The organism is Paenibacillus lacisoli, from assembly GCF_030580655.1.
GTDB lineage: Bacteria > Bacillota > Bacilli > Paenibacillales > Paenibacillaceae > Paenibacillus > Paenibacillus lacisoli.
Map to the genome: position 1 here is coordinate 482,367 of NZ_JAUQTB010000003.1, position 15,721 is coordinate 498,087.

At 52.3% G+C, this 15,721-nt stretch carries 13 protein-coding genes; 12 read left to right on the forward strand and 1 reads right to left on the reverse strand.

Annotation, left to right across the window (positions count from 1 at the left end):
- Positions 1–71: 71 nt before the first annotated feature.
- From Q5741_RS09115 to Q5741_RS09135, 5 genes are all read left to right on the forward strand, one after another.
- A complete protein-coding gene (locus tag Q5741_RS09115; RefSeq protein ID WP_018887618.1) occupies positions 72–269 on the forward strand; it encodes a cold shock domain-containing protein in 198 nt (65 codons plus the stop codon).
- 475 nt (positions 270–744) lie between these two features.
- Positions 745–1,302 carry a ribosome hibernation-promoting factor, HPF/YfiA family gene (gene hpf / locus Q5741_RS09120; RefSeq protein WP_305023755.1) on the forward strand — a complete coding sequence of 186 codons (558 nt, stop codon included), beginning with the start codon at positions 745–747 and terminating at the stop codon, positions 1,300–1,302.
- A gap of 454 nt (positions 1,303–1,756) precedes the next feature.
- On the forward strand, positions 1,757–4,264 hold the full coding sequence (gene secA, locus Q5741_RS09125) for a preprotein translocase subunit SecA (protein ID WP_305023756.1): 2,508 nt from the start codon (positions 1,757–1,759) through the stop codon (positions 4,262–4,264).
- A 148-nt stretch (positions 4,265–4,412) separates the two neighbouring features.
- Positions 4,413–5,526 (forward strand): peptide chain release factor 2 gene (gene prfB, locus Q5741_RS09130; RefSeq protein ID WP_305023757.1). Its coding sequence is split into 2 segments (ribosomal slippage): positions 4,413–4,484 and positions 4,486–5,526, totalling 1,113 coding nucleotides; the frame shifts between segments, so codons are not numbered across the junction.
- A 105-nt stretch (positions 5,527–5,631) separates the two neighbouring features.
- A complete protein-coding gene (locus Q5741_RS09135; protein ID WP_305023758.1) occupies positions 5,632–6,531 on the forward strand; it encodes a YitT family protein in 900 nt (299 codons plus the stop codon).
- A 137-nt stretch (positions 6,532–6,668) separates the two neighbouring features.
- Here the strand turns inward: Q5741_RS09135 and Q5741_RS09140 are convergent, their stop codons facing one another.
- A complete protein-coding gene (locus Q5741_RS09140; protein ID WP_305023759.1) occupies positions 6,669–6,941 on the reverse strand; it encodes a hypothetical protein in 273 nt (90 codons plus the stop codon).
- A 234-nt stretch (positions 6,942–7,175) separates the two neighbouring features.
- Here Q5741_RS09140 and argC point away from each other — a divergent pair, with 234 nt between their 5' ends.
- The 7 genes from argC (at position 7,176) to argH (ending at position 15,659) form a co-directional block, all read left to right on the forward strand.
- Positions 7,176–8,225 carry an N-acetyl-gamma-glutamyl-phosphate reductase gene (gene argC, locus Q5741_RS09145; protein WP_305023760.1) on the forward strand — a complete coding sequence of 350 codons (1,050 nt, stop codon included), beginning with the start codon at positions 7,176–7,178 and terminating at the stop codon, positions 8,223–8,225.
- A gap of 47 nt (positions 8,226–8,272) precedes the next feature.
- Positions 8,273–9,499 (forward strand): bifunctional glutamate N-acetyltransferase/amino-acid acetyltransferase ArgJ, encoded by a 1,227-nt coding sequence (argJ, locus tag Q5741_RS09150; RefSeq protein ID WP_305023761.1) that lies wholly within the window; start codon positions 8,273–8,275, stop codon positions 9,497–9,499.
- A gap of 127 nt (positions 9,500–9,626) precedes the next feature.
- Positions 9,627–10,400: an acetylglutamate kinase gene (gene argB, locus Q5741_RS09155; RefSeq protein ID WP_305023833.1), complete on the forward strand. Its 774-nt coding sequence runs from the start codon at positions 9,627–9,629 to the stop codon at positions 10,398–10,400.
- A 160-nt stretch (positions 10,401–10,560) separates the two neighbouring features.
- On the forward strand, positions 10,561–11,805 hold the full coding sequence (locus Q5741_RS09160) for an acetylornithine transaminase (protein WP_305023762.1): 1,245 nt from the start codon (positions 10,561–10,563) through the stop codon (positions 11,803–11,805).
- A gap of 83 nt (positions 11,806–11,888) precedes the next feature.
- Positions 11,889–12,845, forward strand: coding sequence for an ornithine carbamoyltransferase (gene argF / locus Q5741_RS09165; protein WP_305023763.1), 957 nt, complete (start codon positions 11,889–11,891; stop codon positions 12,843–12,845).
- A gap of 41 nt (positions 12,846–12,886) precedes the next feature.
- Complete coding sequence (locus Q5741_RS09170) at positions 12,887–14,119, forward strand: argininosuccinate synthase (protein WP_305023764.1); 1,233 nt, start codon at positions 12,887–12,889, stop codon at positions 14,117–14,119.
- 130 nt (positions 14,120–14,249) lie between these two features.
- Positions 14,250–15,659 (forward strand): argininosuccinate lyase, encoded by a 1,410-nt coding sequence (gene argH, locus Q5741_RS09175; RefSeq protein ID WP_305023765.1) that lies wholly within the window; start codon positions 14,250–14,252, stop codon positions 15,657–15,659.
- Positions 15,660–15,721 lie beyond the last annotated feature (62 nt).

Genomic DNA, 15,721 nt, shown 5'->3' on the forward strand with positions numbered 1-15,721 from the left:
ACCTTGGGTGGTATAGTCGGAATTGTGGACGAAAGTCTCACTTCATTTGATGACGAAGGGAATGTTAGTGCATGCAAGGTAAAGTTAAATGGTTTAACGCAGAAAAAGGTTATGGTTTCATCGAGACTGCAGAAGGCGGCGACGTATTCGTTCATTTCTCCGCGATCCAATCTGAAGGTTTTAAAACACTGGAAGAAGGACAAGACGTGGAATTTGACATCGTTGAAGGCGCACGTGGACCGCAAGCAGCTAACGTAATCAAATTATAATCATCCCGGCAGTGCCGACCTACATATATGGTTAGATGGTTAGCAATTTAGACAACGCTAGCATGACCCTGGGGAGTTTTCCTCAGGGTTTTTCTTGGTGTTCGGAGCTAAGATAAACAAGCTGGCATCACGAAACTTTTCTGAAAATATGATATAACGATCAAAGTTTTGTATTGTTTGTTATAGTTGTGCGAAATAAAATTGATCAAAATGCTGGTTTTTTGTTGATATTTTCAATTGATATACGCTAAATTATTTCCTCAATCGGCCTGTTTCTTAAATCCCCTGTCCTTGCTTACCCATCCTTTTTCATACTTACCCCTTTCCTCAGATATATACCGTTCAAATATAATTTGTTTCGATTTCACGGAATTGTCTTAAAAGACAGAAAGCCCTTAATTACTAGCAGGATGTTTTTACATGGGCTTAACAAAATGGTATAATGAACGTGTAAGAGTAAAGGAGGCTGACCTGTATGAATACTACGATTCGTGGTTCACAGATTGAAGTCACAGAAGCTCTGAGAGAGTACGTCGATAAGAAGCTTAACCGGCTTGAGAAGTACTTTGATGCCCCCCCAACCTCTGATGTAAATGTAACACTTAGTGCGAAGAGAGATATTCACACCGTTGAGGTAACGATTCCTTTGCCGGGCCTGGTGCTCCGTGCGGAGGATGAGAGTGATGACATGTATGCCTCGATTGACGCGGTTGTGAGTAAACTGGAACGTCAGATCCGCAAGCACAAAACCAAACTGAACCGCAAATTCCGCAACGACGGTGGTTTGAAGACTCTGTTCGTAGACCAGCCTTCCAGCAGTGTAGCTGTTGAGGACGCTGAGGAAGAGAGCGATGAGCTGGAAGTCGTGCGCACGAAGCGGTTCCTGTTCAAGCCGATGGATGTGGAAGAAGCGATCCTCCAGATGAACATGGTAGGCCATAACTTCTTCGTATTCTCCAACATCGATACGGAGCAGGTTAATGTCGTGTACAAGCGGAATGACGGTAAATATGGTCTGATTGAGCAGGACTAGGTAGAGAAAGCTATTGAACTTCGCACCTGGCTGACTCCCGCTAGAGTTGTTGAGTTTATGAGATTTAGCACATATTAGATTCACTTTTAGTGATATTGTAATGAAGAGCCTGTTCCTTTGCTGGAGCAGGCTCTTTTCGGCGGCTTTTTAGTAGAGGAATAATCAAAGAAATGGGATGTTTTGGGTATGCTTCAAGGCTGACTGGTGCGAATCCGCAGGTGTATCGAAACTTATCCATTAGATGAAGCGTCTAATAGGCTGTAGACGGGTTGGCAATAGGCCAAGTGTGTTGCGGCTTGTCTTACAAACTGTTACAATTTAGGCAAAGCAACAATTGCAGCGGCAGGCATCAATCTGCCGTCACAATTCGATGAACTGGGCAGGATCAATTTCATGGACCCTTGAATTGTGTGAAATTGATTCTATTATTTGTTTTGCACGAAAGGGGTTAACCATGTTAGGACTTGTTAAGAAGATTTTCGGCGACATGAATGAGCGTGATGTGAAGCGTCTCATGAAGACGGTCGATGTTATTAATAAAATGGAACCGGATTTCGTTAAGTTATCCGATGAACAATTGAAAGGCAAAACAGCAGAGTTCCGTGCACGCCTTGAGAAGGGCGAAGATTTGGACGAGCTGCTGCCGGAAGCCTTTGCTACGGTTCGTGAAGCCTCCAAGCGTGTGCTGGGCAAACGTCATTACGACGTCCAGCTGCTGGGCGGTATGGCTCTGCACGAAGGCAAGATTGCGGAGATGAAGACAGGTGAAGGTAAGACGCTGGTAGGGACACTGCCCGTTTACCTGAACGCTTTGCTCGGCAAAGGGGTCCACGTTGTCACGGTCAATGATTATCTGGCACAGCGTGACAGTCAGGAAATGGCACAGATCTACAACTTCCTGGATATGACGGTAGGGGTTAACCTGAACGGTATGGACCATTCCGACAAGCAGGAAGCTTACGCTTGCGATATTACGTATGGTACGAACAATGAGTTCGGTTTTGACTACCTGCGTGACAACATGGTCCTGTACAAAGAGCAGATGGTACAGCGTCCGCTGTACTTCTGTATTATTGACGAAGTGGACTCCATCCTGATTGACGAAGCCCGTACACCGCTGATTATCTCCGGTCAGGCGCAGAAGTCGACGGAGCTGTATTTTGCAGCCGACCGTTTTGTGAAACGTCTGCAGAACGAAGAGGACTTTACAGTCGATATCAAGGTTAAATCTGTTGCGCTGACAGAGAAGGGTGTATCGAAAGCGGAGAAAGCCTTCGGGATTGAGAACCTGTATGACCAGAGTCATGTCACACTGAATCATCATATCGTACAAGCTCTCAAAGCGAACGTGATTATGCGCCGCGATGTGGACTATGTGGTAACAGAAGATGAAGTTGTGATCGTTGACGAATTTACAGGCCGTCTGATGGCAGGCCGCCGTTACAGCGATGGTCTGCATCAGGCGATCGAGGCAAAGGAAGGTATTGAAGTTCAGAATGAGAGCATGACACTCGCGACGATTACCTTCCAGAACTACTTCCGTATGTATCGCAAGCTGGGCGGTATGACCGGTACAGCGAAGACGGAGGAAGAAGAATTTAAGAAAATTTACGGACTTGAAGTACTGCAGATTCCGACGAACCGTCCGAACCAGCGTGTGGATAATCCCGATATTGTCTATAAGAGTGAAAAAGGCAAGTTCAACGCAGTCGTGGAAGCGATCGTGGAACGCCATGCGAAGAATCAGCCGATTCTCGTAGGTACGGTTTCCATCGAGAACTCCGAGCTGCTGTCTGAAATGCTGAAGCGCAAAGGCATCCGCCACCAGGTATTGAACGCGAAGTACCATGCGGAAGAAGCGGAGATCATCTCCGGTGCAGGACAAGCCGGCGCCGTGACGATCGCGACTAACATGGCGGGCCGTGGTACGGATATTCTGCTGGGTGAAGGCGTATCTGATCTCGGTGGACTGCATATCATTGGTACAGAGCGCCACGAATCGAGACGGATCGATAACCAGCTGCGGGGCCGTGCCGGACGCCAGGGTGACCCGGGATCAACGCAGTTCTATCTGTCTCTGGGCGATGAGCTGATGAAGCGTTTTGGCGCTGATAACGTTCTGGCTATGATGGAACGCCTGGGCTTCGAAGAAGACCAGCCGATTGAGAGCCGCATGATTACACGTGCAATCGAATCCGCGCAGAAGCGCGTAGAAGGCAATAACTTTGATGTTCGTAAAATCGTCCTGCAATATGATGATGTAATGAACCAGCAGCGTGAGATCATTTACAAACAGCGCCGTGAAGTTCTGGAATCCGAGAACATCAAGCAGATCGTATTCGAGATGATTAAGCCTGTTATTGAGCGTGTAGTGGAAGCGCACTGCAGCGATGACATCCCTGAGAACTGGGAAGTGCAGGAGGTTGCTGATTATGTGAACAGCAAGCTGCTGGACGAAGGCTCCATTACCCATGATGACCTGTGGGGCAAAGAGAAAGAAGAAATGGTTGAATACATCTACGACAAAGTGGAGAAACGCTACCAGGAACGCGAAGAGAAGATCGGTGAAGATCTGGTTCGCGAATTCGAGAAGGTTATCGTGCTCCGTGCGGTTGACAGCAAGTGGATGGATCACATCGATGCGATGGATCAGCTGCGTCAAGGTATTCACCTGCGTGCATACGGTGGTACGGATCCGCTGCGCGAATATCAATTTGAAGGCTTCGAGATGTTCCATGCCATGATCGCCAGCATTCAGGAAGAAGTGGCTATGTACATTATGAAGGCTCAGATTGAGAGCAACCAGGAACGCCAGGCCGTGGTGGATGAGAATCAAATCTCCAGCAATGGCGAACCTGCAGAGAAGAAACCGGTCCACGTGGAAGATCAGATCGGCCGGAACGATCCGTGCCCATGCGGCAGCGGCAAGAAGTATAAGCACTGCCACGGACAGGAAGAATAATCCGGCAGGCCATCCGGCTGCCGGTTGAATAAGATGAAGTAACGAGCTCCTTTGAACAGGATATGGCCGCAGAGGGATCGGGAATCCGATCTGCCTGCGGTACATGCCGCTCAGAGGAGCTTATCTTAATGAAGAGGTGGAATTGTACATGATCGATCCAAGTGTAAAGCAGGACCTGCGTGAAATAGGCAAGAAACTAACAAACCTTAGGGGGTCTCTTTGACTTAGATCTGAAGCAGGAAATGATCTCAAACTTCGAAGAGAAAATGTCAGCTCCCGATTTCTGGGACGATAACGAGAGAGCGCAGGGCGTCATTGCCGAGATGAACGCCGTTAAATCCTCTGTGGACCAATATGAGAAGCTGCAGCAGGAATACGATGATGCCATGATGATGGCCGAACTGGCAGACGAAGAAGGCGATGAATCGCTGGCGGACGAAATTGGCGAGAATGTCAAAGCGCTTGTTGCCAAGCTGGAGGAATTCGAGCTGCAGCTGCTGCTCAATCAGCCGTACGACAAGCTGAATGCCATTCTGGAGCTTCATCCGGGTGCAGGCGGTACTGAGTCCCAGGACTGGGGCCAAATGCTGCTGCGCATGTACACCCGCTGGGCAGAGAAACGCGGCTTCAAAGTGGAAGTGCTGGATTACCTGCCAGGGGATGAAGCCGGAATCAAAAGCGTAACCCTGCTGATTAAAGGCTTTAACGCCTACGGCTATCTGAAAGCTGAGAAAGGTGTACACCGTCTCGTACGAATCTCTCCATTCGATTCTTCAGGCCGCCGTCATACGTCGTTCGTATCCTGTGACGTGGTGCCGGAGATTGCTGAAGATGTGGATGTCGAGATCCGGACGGAAGACCTGAAGATTGATACCTACCGTGCCAGCGGCGCCGGTGGTCAGCACATCAATACGACGGACTCCGCCGTACGGATTACTCACCTTCCTACCGGAATCGTAGTAACGTGTCAGAATGAACGCTCCCAGATCAAGAACCGTGAGCGTGCGATGACAATGCTTCGTTCCAAGCTGTATGAACGCAAGATTGAAGAGCAGCAGAAGGAGCTGGATGAAATTCGCGGTGAACAGTCCGAGATCGCGTGGGGCAGCCAGATCCGTTCGTATGTTTTCCATCCATACAGCATGGTCAAAGATCACCGTACCAGTGTAGAGACCGGTAATATCGGTGCTGTCATGGACGGCGACCTCGATCCATTCATCGACGGATATCTCCGCAGCCAGATCAAGGTGGCGGCAGAGTAACCGCGTTGAACACATTCCTGCACATGAAGGTGTGCAGGAATTTTTTGTGTGAACTTAGGGATACCTAAATCCAGACCGGAAAGAGAACGAAAAGGAGTCATTTTGATGTCATCGACGTATACATCCCAGCAGCGCAGAAGGAGGCGGGGGAATTGGCTGCCGCTGAACGGTCCCAAACGCAACCTGGTAGATATGCTGCTCATTGCCTTGGGCTGTTTCCTCACAGCTGTCGCTTTTAACCTGTTCCTGCTGCCTAACCGTATTGCCTCCGGAGGGGTATCCGGAATATCCATTTTATTCAAAGCACTGTTTGGCATCGAACCGGCGTATACACAGTGGATCCTGAATATCCCTCTTTTTATCGCCGGGGTGCTGCTGCTCGGCAGGCAGTATGGCATGCGCTCCCTGGTGGGAAGTGTTCTGCTGCCGCTGTTTGTGTATATGACTAAGGACTGGCCGATCCCTACAGCGAATCCGCTCCTGGCTTCGTTATATGGCGGGATTGGAGTTGGTCTGGGGCTTGGCATTGTGTTCCGGGGGCGGGGGTCAACCGGGGGCCTGTCTATTCTGGCTCAGATTATTCAAAAATTCAGCGGCTTGAGCATCTCCACTTGTGTGGTGATGCTGGATGCCACGGTGATCATGATTGCCGGCATCTCGTTATCGCTGGAAAATGCGCTGTACGCGCTGATTGGACTCTATGTAACAGGTAAGGTCATTGATACCGTAGAGGTAGGCTTTAGTTATTCCAAAGTAGCCTATATTATCTCTGAACAGACTGAAGCGATCTCCAAGGCGATCCTCGATGATCTGGACCGGGGTTTGACCGAGCTGTCAGCCAAAGGCGGTTATACTGGAGATGCGCGAACCGTCCAGATGGTGGTCGTCGGTCAAAACGAAGTGACCCGCCTGAAGACACTCGTCAAATCGGTTGATCCCGAGGCGTTTGTCATTATCAGTAATACGAATGAAGTACTGGGCAAAGGATTCAAGAGCGGGCATTAGATCAAAGGGCATTCCTGTATAAGGGATGCCTTTTTTTGTTGTCTGGCAGCTTCTGCCCATTCATTGCGTGATCACGCCAAAGGTTTGCGGACGATCGACTTTTTTCAGGGGGAACTACGGATTTGGAAAAGCGCCAGTCATGGTAGGTTGGATACAGCGACAAAGCCGTATTCAAAACCAAGGGGGAAACCAGCGTACTGTGAAAAAGCTGATCCGTTTTTCGATATCTCATCTGCTAGCAGCCCACCCGGCTCGAATTCATCCGAATTGAATTCAACCCTATCGAATGTATCTGGATCAAACTCATCCGAATTGGACTCATCCATATCAGGCGCTGTGGTCAAAGGGTTCGACACCGGGCTGTTAGGTTCCCTGCAAGCAGGGGGAAAAGGAATAAGCAGCAGAATCATGAAGAACTGCATAGTTAAGAGAGAGGGAGGCCCCATGCGAAAGCGTGCGGGTCTTTTTTTGAGTTTGTACGCTTCAATCCGGAGTATCCTGAGACAGGGTCAGCTGCATATATAAATGATGTTATACCCCGTTGAACTGCCCTTTCATGTAAAATGGATGTAATAATGTTGTATTTATATGAATACAGTCGTATAATAATACATAATTCAAGAGAGCGGATAGGGGGAGCAGCAGTGAGCAATAGCATACGCGTGGCAATCATCGGTTCCACCGGCTACGGCGGGGTGGAGCTGATTCGTTTTTTACAGCAGCATCCGCGGGCAGAAGTGGTATCTGTTATATCGGCATCCAGCAGCGGTACACCGATTTCAGAAGGTTTTCCGCATTTGACTGATATTATGGTCCGGAATCTGGACGGTGTGAATCCAGAAGAGATTGCGGCTAAGGCCGAGCTCGTATTCACGGCAACACCATCGGGCGTCAGCGGCAAGCTGGTACCCCAGCTGCTGGAGGCCGGACTGAAGGTTATAGACCTGTCAGGCGACTTCCGTCTGAAGGACCGGGCGGCGTACGAAGAATGGTACCAGCATGAGGCACCTTCCCAGGAGCTGCTGGACGAGGCTGTGTATGGCTTAAGCGAGATTTACGGACCGGATGCACATGATGTGCGGCTGATTTCGAATCCGGGCTGCTACCCGACAGCGACACTGCTGGGATTAATCCCTGCATTAAAAGCGGGCTGGATTGATCACAGGAGCATCATTGTTGATGCGAAATCCGGCATTTCCGGCGCAGGACGCAAGGCGAGTCTGGGGAATCACTTTGCAGAGGTGAATGAGAACTTCAAGGCTTACAAGATCAACAGGCATCAGCATATTCCTGAAATTGAGCAGGAGCTGGCCCGGATTGCGGGTGAACCGGTCACGGTAAGCTTCACGACCCATCTGGTTCCGATGACGCGTGGAATTATGACGACGATGTATGCAGGCATGAACGGGCAGTACACGAATGAAGACTTCATTCAGCTGTATCGTGAATATTACAACGGGCATCCGTTTGTAAGGGTGCGCGGAGCGGGTACATGGCCGGCCACCAAAGAGGTGAGCGGCTCCAATTATTGTGATATCGGCTTCGCGGCGGATGAGCGTACGGGGCGAATTACGGTAGTTTCAGTTATTGACAACATCGTGAAGGGTGCGGCCGGGCAGGCGATCCAGAATATGAATCTAATGCAGGGATGGGAGGAGAACCTCGGGCTGGGCTTGACGCCTGTATATCCATAGGGAGAGCAACGTGAGCGGCAGTACGTTCATACGAGGGCACATTTATCATGGAAAATCATACATTCACCGTTATCGAGGGCGGCTCGATTGTAACACCACAGGGATTTTCGGCAGGCGGGCTGCATTGCGGTCTGAAGAAAAACGGGCGTAATGACCTCGGCGTCATTGTCTGCGAGGTACCTGCTGCAGCGGCAGCGGTATATACAACCAACCTGATCCAGGCGGCTCCGCTCGCCGTGACGAGGGAAAGTCTGGCGAACGGACAGCTGAGGGCTGTCGTGGTGAACAGCGGGAATGCGAATGCCTGTACAGGAGAGCAGGGCGAGCGCGACGCCTACCGCATGCGTGAAGCTCTGGCACAGGAGCTGGGACTTGCTCCGGACGAAGTGGCGGTTGCTTCGACGGGTGTGATTGGCGAGCTGCTGAATATGGAGGCTGTACTGGGCGGAATCAAGCTTCTGCCAGCTCAGGTGCAGCGGGAAGCGGGAAGTGCGGAGCAGTTCACCCAGGCCATTCTGACGACCGATCTGGTCAAGAAGGAAATCTGCGTATCGGTTGAAGTTGACGGAATCCCGGTCACGATCGCGGGTGCAGCCAAAGGCTCTGGTATGATTCATCCGAATATGGCGACGATGCTGGCATTCATGACGACGGATGCGGACATCGATCAGCCGGCCCTGCAGCAGCTGCTGCGTCAGGCGACGGACACGACGTTCAACATGATTACCGTAGATGGGGATACGAGCACAAACGACATGCTGGTGGCGATGGCAAGCGGCTTTGCGGGAAACCGGAAGCTGAACCCGGGGCATCCGGACTGGAATGCTTTTGCAGAAGGGTTCATCTATGTCTGCCGTGGGCTGGCTCAAGCTATTGCGCGGGACGGTGAAGGCGCGACGAAACTGGTTGAAGTGACGGTAAACGGCGCGGTCAGCGAACAATCAGCACGTGCCATTGCCAAGACGGTGATCGGATCCAGCCTGGTGAAGTCTGCCATGTTCGGCGCAGACGCCAACTGGGGCCGGATTATCGCGGCCGTCGGCCGTGCCGGCGAGCCGGTGAACCCGAATACAGTGGATATCCGTCTGGGTGAGATTGTGGTGCTGCAGGGCTCACGTCCGGTGGCTTTTGATGAGGATAACGCTCTGGAGTATCTCAAGGGCGATACAGTCACGGTCACAGTGGATCTGCATCACGGCAAAGGCAGCGCAACGGCCTGGGGCTGTGATCTGACCTATGATTATGTCCGGATTAATGCGGCGTATCGCACATAAATGGTTGATAGATTGCTAGTTTAACAGCGGGGAGGAGATGGAGAAAATGACAGAGGCAAACACATCCGGTACAGCTGAAGCGCTGCTTGCAGAAGAGCGGGCAGAGCAGAAGAAGAGCAGCTTTGTTATGAAGTGCGGGGGAAGCACGCTGGCTGCGCTGCCGGGCAGCTTTTTCGATGAGTTGGTGGAGCTGCAGCGAACGGGCGTTACGCCCGTGATTGTTCATGGCGGCGGACCGGCCATCTCGGATACGCTTGGCAAGCTGGGGATTGAATCCGAATTCGTGAACGGGCTGCGCAAGACGACGGAGCCGGTGCTTGACGTGGTAGAAATGGTACTGGCCGGCAGCATTAACAAACAGATCGTCCGGCGGATCAGCACACACGGCGGGCAGGCGCTTGGATTGTCTGGCGTTGACGGGCAGCTGATCCAGGCAAGGCCTGTCGTGAACAGCGCAGAGATTGGCTGGGTTGGCGATGTCGTCTCGGTAAAGTCGGAGATTGTAGACGGGGTGCTGAAGCTTGGTTATATGCCGGTTATTGCGCCGGTGGGCGTTGACCCGAGCGGCCAGCGATATAATATTAATGCGGATACGGCTGCAGGGGCTGTCGCTTCCCATCTCGGTGTGAGCCGGATGATCGTGGTGACGGATGTGCCGGGCATTATGAAGACGGTGGATGGAGTCAAAAAGGTCCTTCCTTCTGTCACTGTACAGGAAATCGAAGACATGATCGCTACCGGAGAAATCTATGGTGGTATGATTCCGAAGGTTAGAGCGGCCGTAGCCTGTATACATGGCGAGGTACGCGAAGTCGTCATTGTTGACGGTTCGGAACCCCGGGTGCTGACCCAGGTGCTGCAGGGGGAGACGATCGGCACACGTATTGTGCGCATGGCTTAATTGCTCGTATGGCTTAATGGCTAGCATGGCTTCATTGTATGGCTTAAATCGTGCATAACATCTACTTGGATGAAATTCATAGATTAATAAGAGTAGCAGGACATAACTATCAAACGGCTGCGCAGCCCAGGCTGCTGCAGAAGACAGGAGCGTGAAGCAGATGAGTCAACAACAATACACACAAGCAGGCGGGAACGGAGCGGTTTCCGGTGATGGAGGAGCACGGGAAAGCGCGCTGTTCCCGACGTACGCCCGTTACCCGATCAGTCTGGTTAAAGGCGAAGGCAGCTGGCTGTGGGATGATAAAGGTAATAAATATCTGGATTTTATGTGCGGGCTGGCCGTCACCAACCTGGGGCATGCGCCCCGCAAGGTCGCGGAGAAGCTGAAGCAGCAGATCGACGAGCTGTGGCATGTGTCGAATCTGTTTCACATTCCGGGCCAGGAGCGTGCAGCAGCGCTGCTGACAGCCAACAGCTGCGCGGATGCGGTCTTCTTCTGCAACAGCGGAGCCGAAGCGAATGAAGCGGCGATCAAGCTGGCGCGGAAGTATCAGCAGAAGGTGAAGGGCAGCGGACGTTATGAGATCATAACGTTCAATCAGTCCTTCCATGGCCGTACGCTGGCTACATTGACAGCCACAGGTCAGGATAAGGTGAAGGAAGGCTTTCAGCCGCTTCCTGCCGGCTTCAGACATGTGCCGCTGAATGACAAAGCAGCGCTGGCTGAAGCGGTAAATGATTCAACAGCAGCAATCATGATCGAGATGATCCAGGCTGAAGGCGGTGTTCATCCGGTTGAACCCGCATTCGTGCAGTACATCAGCGAGCTGTGCCGTGAGCAGGGCATTCTGCTTATTATTGACGAGATCCAGACCGGCATGGGACGTACGGGCAAGCTGTTTGCTTATGAGCATTACGGCATCGAACCGGATATCTTCACTGTCGCCAAAGGCGTGGGCAGCGGCTTCTCTGTGGGCGCCATGCTGGGCAAAGGGTATCTGCGAGAAGCCTTCACAGCCGGCAGCCATGGCTCCACCTTCGGCGGCACGCCGCTGGCGATGGCCGCTGTGAATGCAACGGTAGAAGTGATTGTAGAGGAGAAGCTGGCTGAGCGTGCAGCGAAGTCCGGCGAGTACCTGATGCAGCAGCTGAAGGCTTCCCTGAAGGATATTCCATTTGTTCAGGAAATCCGCGGGAAAGGTCTGATGATCGGTATCGAATGTGCTGCACCGGTGAACGACATTGTGTTGGCTGGTCAGCAGAAAGGGCTGCTGTTTGTTACAGCAGGGCCTACCGTGATCCGTCTGCTGCCGAACCTGTATGTGAGCAAGGATGAAATCGATCAGGCGGTCAGTATGCTGACAGCCCTGATCCAGGAGCATACAGCAGTTCATCAGGCTTAAGGTTGGAATGATATACGCGATTCAGCGTTCATATAGCGAACATTATTTTTGAAATATGCTGTTCAATTATAGGGGGAATCCACATGAGCCAAGCTGCCCAAACGCAGCAGATCAATCTGAAAGGCCGGGACTTTATCGAGCTGACCGATTATACACCGGCTGAGATCAGATATCTGATCGACCTGGCAATCGAACTGAAAGCCAAGCAAAAAAACGGTGAAGTGCACCAGCCGCTGAAAGGCAAGACGATCGGACTGATTTTTGAGAAGTCATCAACACGCACACGCGTATCCTTTGAAGTCGGCATGTACCAGCTGGGCGGGCACGCTCTGTTCCTGAGCAAGGATGACATCCAGCTCGGACGCGGCGAGACCGTCAGCGACACCGCACAAGTCATGTCCCGTTACCTCGACGGTCTCATGATCCGTACTTTCGGACACGAAAAAGTCGTTGAGCTTGCCGAGCATGCCTCGATTCCCGTCATCAACGGGCTGAGCGACTCGGCGCATCCATGCCAGGTGCTGGCGGATTACCAGACAATCTATGAGCATAAGGGCAAGCTCGAAGGATTAAAGCTGGCGTACATTGGCGACGGTAATAATATGGCCCATTCACTGATGATTGGCGGGGCCAAGCTGGGCGTGAATGTCTCGGTGGCTACACCGGCCGGTTATGAGCCAGATCAAGCGATTGTGCAGCAGTGCGAGGAGATCGCCCGCGAGACCGGTGCCAAGATTGTCGTCACGACCAGTACCCAGGAAGCGGTCCAGGATGCCGATGTCATCTACACGGATGTATGGGCCAGCATGGGATTTGAGGCCGAGCAGAAGGAACGTGAAGCGGCGTTCGCGAATTATCAGGTGAACGAGGAGCTCGTGAAGCTGGCGAAGCCGGACTATCTGTTCATGCACTGTCTCCCGGCTCACCGCGGGGAAGAAGTGAGCGGCGGCGTCATCGACGGGCCAAACTCGGTTATTTTTGATGAAGCAGAGAACCGGCTGCATGCGCAGAAAGCGCTGATGGCCGCATTGATGGGATAATATTTATATTTAGTAAGCATTCAGGGGAGGAACCACAGATCATGGCAAAAGAAAAAATCGTTCTGGCGTATTCCGGAGGACTGGACACGTCCGTTATTCTTAAATGGCTGAAAGAGACATATGATGCCGAAATTATCGCATTCACTGCGGATATCGGTCAGAAGGAAGAGCTGGACGGTCTGGAGGAAAAAGCGCTCGCTACAGGCGCTTCCAAGGTATATATCGACGACCTGCGTGACGAATTTGCGAGCGACTTCATCTATCCGATGTTCCAGGCCGGCGCACTGTATGAAGGACAGTATCTGCTGGGTACAAGTATTGCACGTCCGCTGATCGCCAAGCGGATGGTAGATATCGCCCGTGCGGAAGGCGCGACAGCGATCGCCCACGGCGCAACAGGCAAAGGCAACGACCAGGTTCGCTTCGAATTGAACGCGGCTGCTCTGACACCGGATATTAAGGTTATCGCACCATGGCGTCTGGAGGAGTTCCGTGCCCAGTTCCCGGGCCGCGCCGAGATGATCGCTTATGCCGAGAAGCATGGCATTCCGGTAACCGCCTCTGCGGCAAAACCTTACTCCATGGACCGCAACCTGCTGCATATCAGCTATGAGAGCGGCGTGCTGGAGGATCCTTGGTTTGATCCGAGCGCACCGGAGAACAAGGACATGTTCCTACTCAGCAATGCGCCTGAGGATGCACCGGATGAAGCGGAATACCTGGAGCTGGAGTTCGAGAAGGGCGATTGCGTAGCCCTGAACGGCGAGCGTCTGAGCCCGCTGCAGGTGATGGAGAAGCTGAACGAGCTGGGCGGCAAGCACGGAATCGGACGTGTGGACATGGTTGAGAACCGTTTTGTCGGTATGAAGAGCCGGGGAGTCTATGAGACACCAGGCGGTACAATTCTGTTCACGGCTCACCGCAAAATGGAGTCCATCACGATGGACCGTGAAGTGATGAACCTGCGTGACAGCCTGATTACGAAGTATGCAACCCTCGTATATAACGGATTCTGGTTCGCACCGGAACGCCTTGCTCTGCAGGCGCTGGTTACGGAAAGCCAGAAAAACGTTACGGGTACCGTACGCGTGAAGCTGTACAAAGGCAATATCATTGGCGCAGGGGTGAAGAGTCCTGTCAGCCTGTATAATCCGGATATTGCAACCATGGAGGCCGATCCGACACAAGCGTATGATCAGGGCGATGCTACCGGCTTTATCCGCCTGAACGCACTGCGTTTAAAGGTTCACTCTGGTGTAGAGAACAGCAAGTAATATATTTTATCAAATCGGCAGGGGGTCACTGAGCGTCCAACGTCCTGCACGCTGTGATGCTGAAGGAAGCGTCACCGTGTGCGGAACGGAAGGCTACAGCGGCCCTTGCGTTGTAAAAGGAGAACTGGCAATGAGCAAACTGTGGGGCGGACGTTTTACGAAACAGACGAACAAGCTGGTGGAGGAATATACGGCTTCCATCGGATTTGATAAGGCTTTGGCCGAAGAGGATATTCAGGGCTCCCTGGCCCATGTCACGATGCTGGGGCGCTGCGGGATTGTGCCCCAGGAAGATGTGGACACGATCAAGGAAGGGCTGCACAAGGTCCTGGCACGTATTCGTGAAGGCAGCATTGAATTTTCGGTATCGGATGAAGATATTCATATGAATATTGAGAAGCACCTGATCGAAGAGGTTGGAGCGGTCGGCGGCAAGCTGCATACCGGACGGAGCCGGAATGACCAGGTGGCGACAGATATGCACTTGTACCTGCGAAATCGGGTGGTCAGCCTGACAGGCATGCTGCATGCCCTGCAGGAAGCACTGGTGATACAGGCACGGGACAACCTGGACACGATCGTTCCGGGATACACGCATCTGCAGCGTGCGCAGCCAATCTTGTTCGCCCATCATTTGATGGCATATGTGTCCATGTTCCAGCGTGATGCGGAGCGTCTGATGGACAGCTACAAGCGGATTAACATCCTGCCGCTCGGCGCTGGCGCGCTGGCGGGAACAACGTTCCCGATTGACCGCCATTTTGTGGCAGAGCAGCTTGGATTCGACGGTGTGTATGAGAACAGTCTGGATGCGGTAAGCGACCGTGACTTCATTGTGGAATTCCTGGCCGGCGCATCACTGATTATGACCCATCTGTCCCGTCTGAGTGAAGAACTGGTGCTGTGGAGCAGCAACGAGTTCAACTTCATTGAGCTGGATGACGCCTTCTGTACCGGCAGCAGTATTATGCCGCAGAAAAAGAATCCGGATGTGCCTGAATTGGTCCGGGGCAAAACAGGCCGTGTCTACGGCAATCTCATCGGTCTCCTGACCGTGCTGAAATCTTTGCCGCTTGCCTATAACAAGGATATGCAGGAAGACAAGGAAGGCATGTTCGATACAGTGGCGACCCTGGAGGGGGCCCTGCAGCTGTTCGCTCCGATGATTGCCACGATGAAGGTGAAGAAGGATGTTATGCGCCAAGCGGTGAATCAGGATTTCTCAAATGCAACGGATATCGCAGATTTCCTGGTTAACAAGGGACTGCCGTTCCGTCAGGCGCACGAAGTGATCGGCAAAACCGTGCTGTACTGCATCCAGAACGGCAAGTATCTGCTGGATCTCAGCCTGGAGGAATTTCAGCAGTTCTCCGAGCTGTTCGACGAGCGAATCTATGACGTTCTTCAGCCGGAAGCGGTCGTCAATGCCCGCAACGTATACGGGGGTACCGCAACCGCGCAGGTGCAGGCTGCTATCGAACGCAGTGAAGCCAGGCTGCAGGCGACTTCCCAATGGGTGGATGAGCACGTACAGGTTTAATAGGAAAAGCAGCAAAAGAGCAGATTCCGATACGGAATTTGCTCTTTTTTTATGTTTACAGC

Coding starts and splice junctions, on each gene's coding strand:
- argJ (WP_305023761.1), top strand. CDS start 8,273: ATGGAAAATCATACATTCACCGTTATCGAGGGCGGCTCGATTGTAACA.
- Q5741_RS09135 (WP_305023758.1), top strand. CDS start 5,632: ATGTCATCGACGTATACATCCCAGCAGCGCAGAAGGAGGCGGGGGAAT.
- argF (WP_305023763.1), top strand. CDS start 11,889: ATGAGCCAAGCTGCCCAAACGCAGCAGATCAATCTGAAAGGCCGGGAC.
- Q5741_RS09115 (WP_018887618.1), top strand. CDS start 72: ATGCAAGGTAAAGTTAAATGGTTTAACGCAGAAAAAGGTTATGGTTTC.
- argH (WP_305023765.1), top strand. CDS start 14,250: ATGAGCAAACTGTGGGGCGGACGTTTTACGAAACAGACGAACAAGCTG.
- Q5741_RS09140 (WP_305023759.1), bottom strand. CDS start 6,941: ATGATTCTGCTGCTTATTCCTTTTCCCCCTGCTTGCAGGGAACCTAAC.
- secA (WP_305023756.1), top strand. CDS start 1,757: ATGTTAGGACTTGTTAAGAAGATTTTCGGCGACATGAATGAGCGTGAT.
- Q5741_RS09170 (WP_305023764.1), top strand. CDS start 12,887: ATGGCAAAAGAAAAAATCGTTCTGGCGTATTCCGGAGGACTGGACACG.
- hpf (WP_305023755.1), top strand. CDS start 745: ATGAATACTACGATTCGTGGTTCACAGATTGAAGTCACAGAAGCTCTG.
- Q5741_RS09160 (WP_305023762.1), top strand. CDS start 10,561: ATGAGTCAACAACAATACACACAAGCAGGCGGGAACGGAGCGGTTTCC.
- argB (WP_305023833.1), top strand. CDS start 9,627: ATGAAGTGCGGGGGAAGCACGCTGGCTGCGCTGCCGGGCAGCTTTTTC.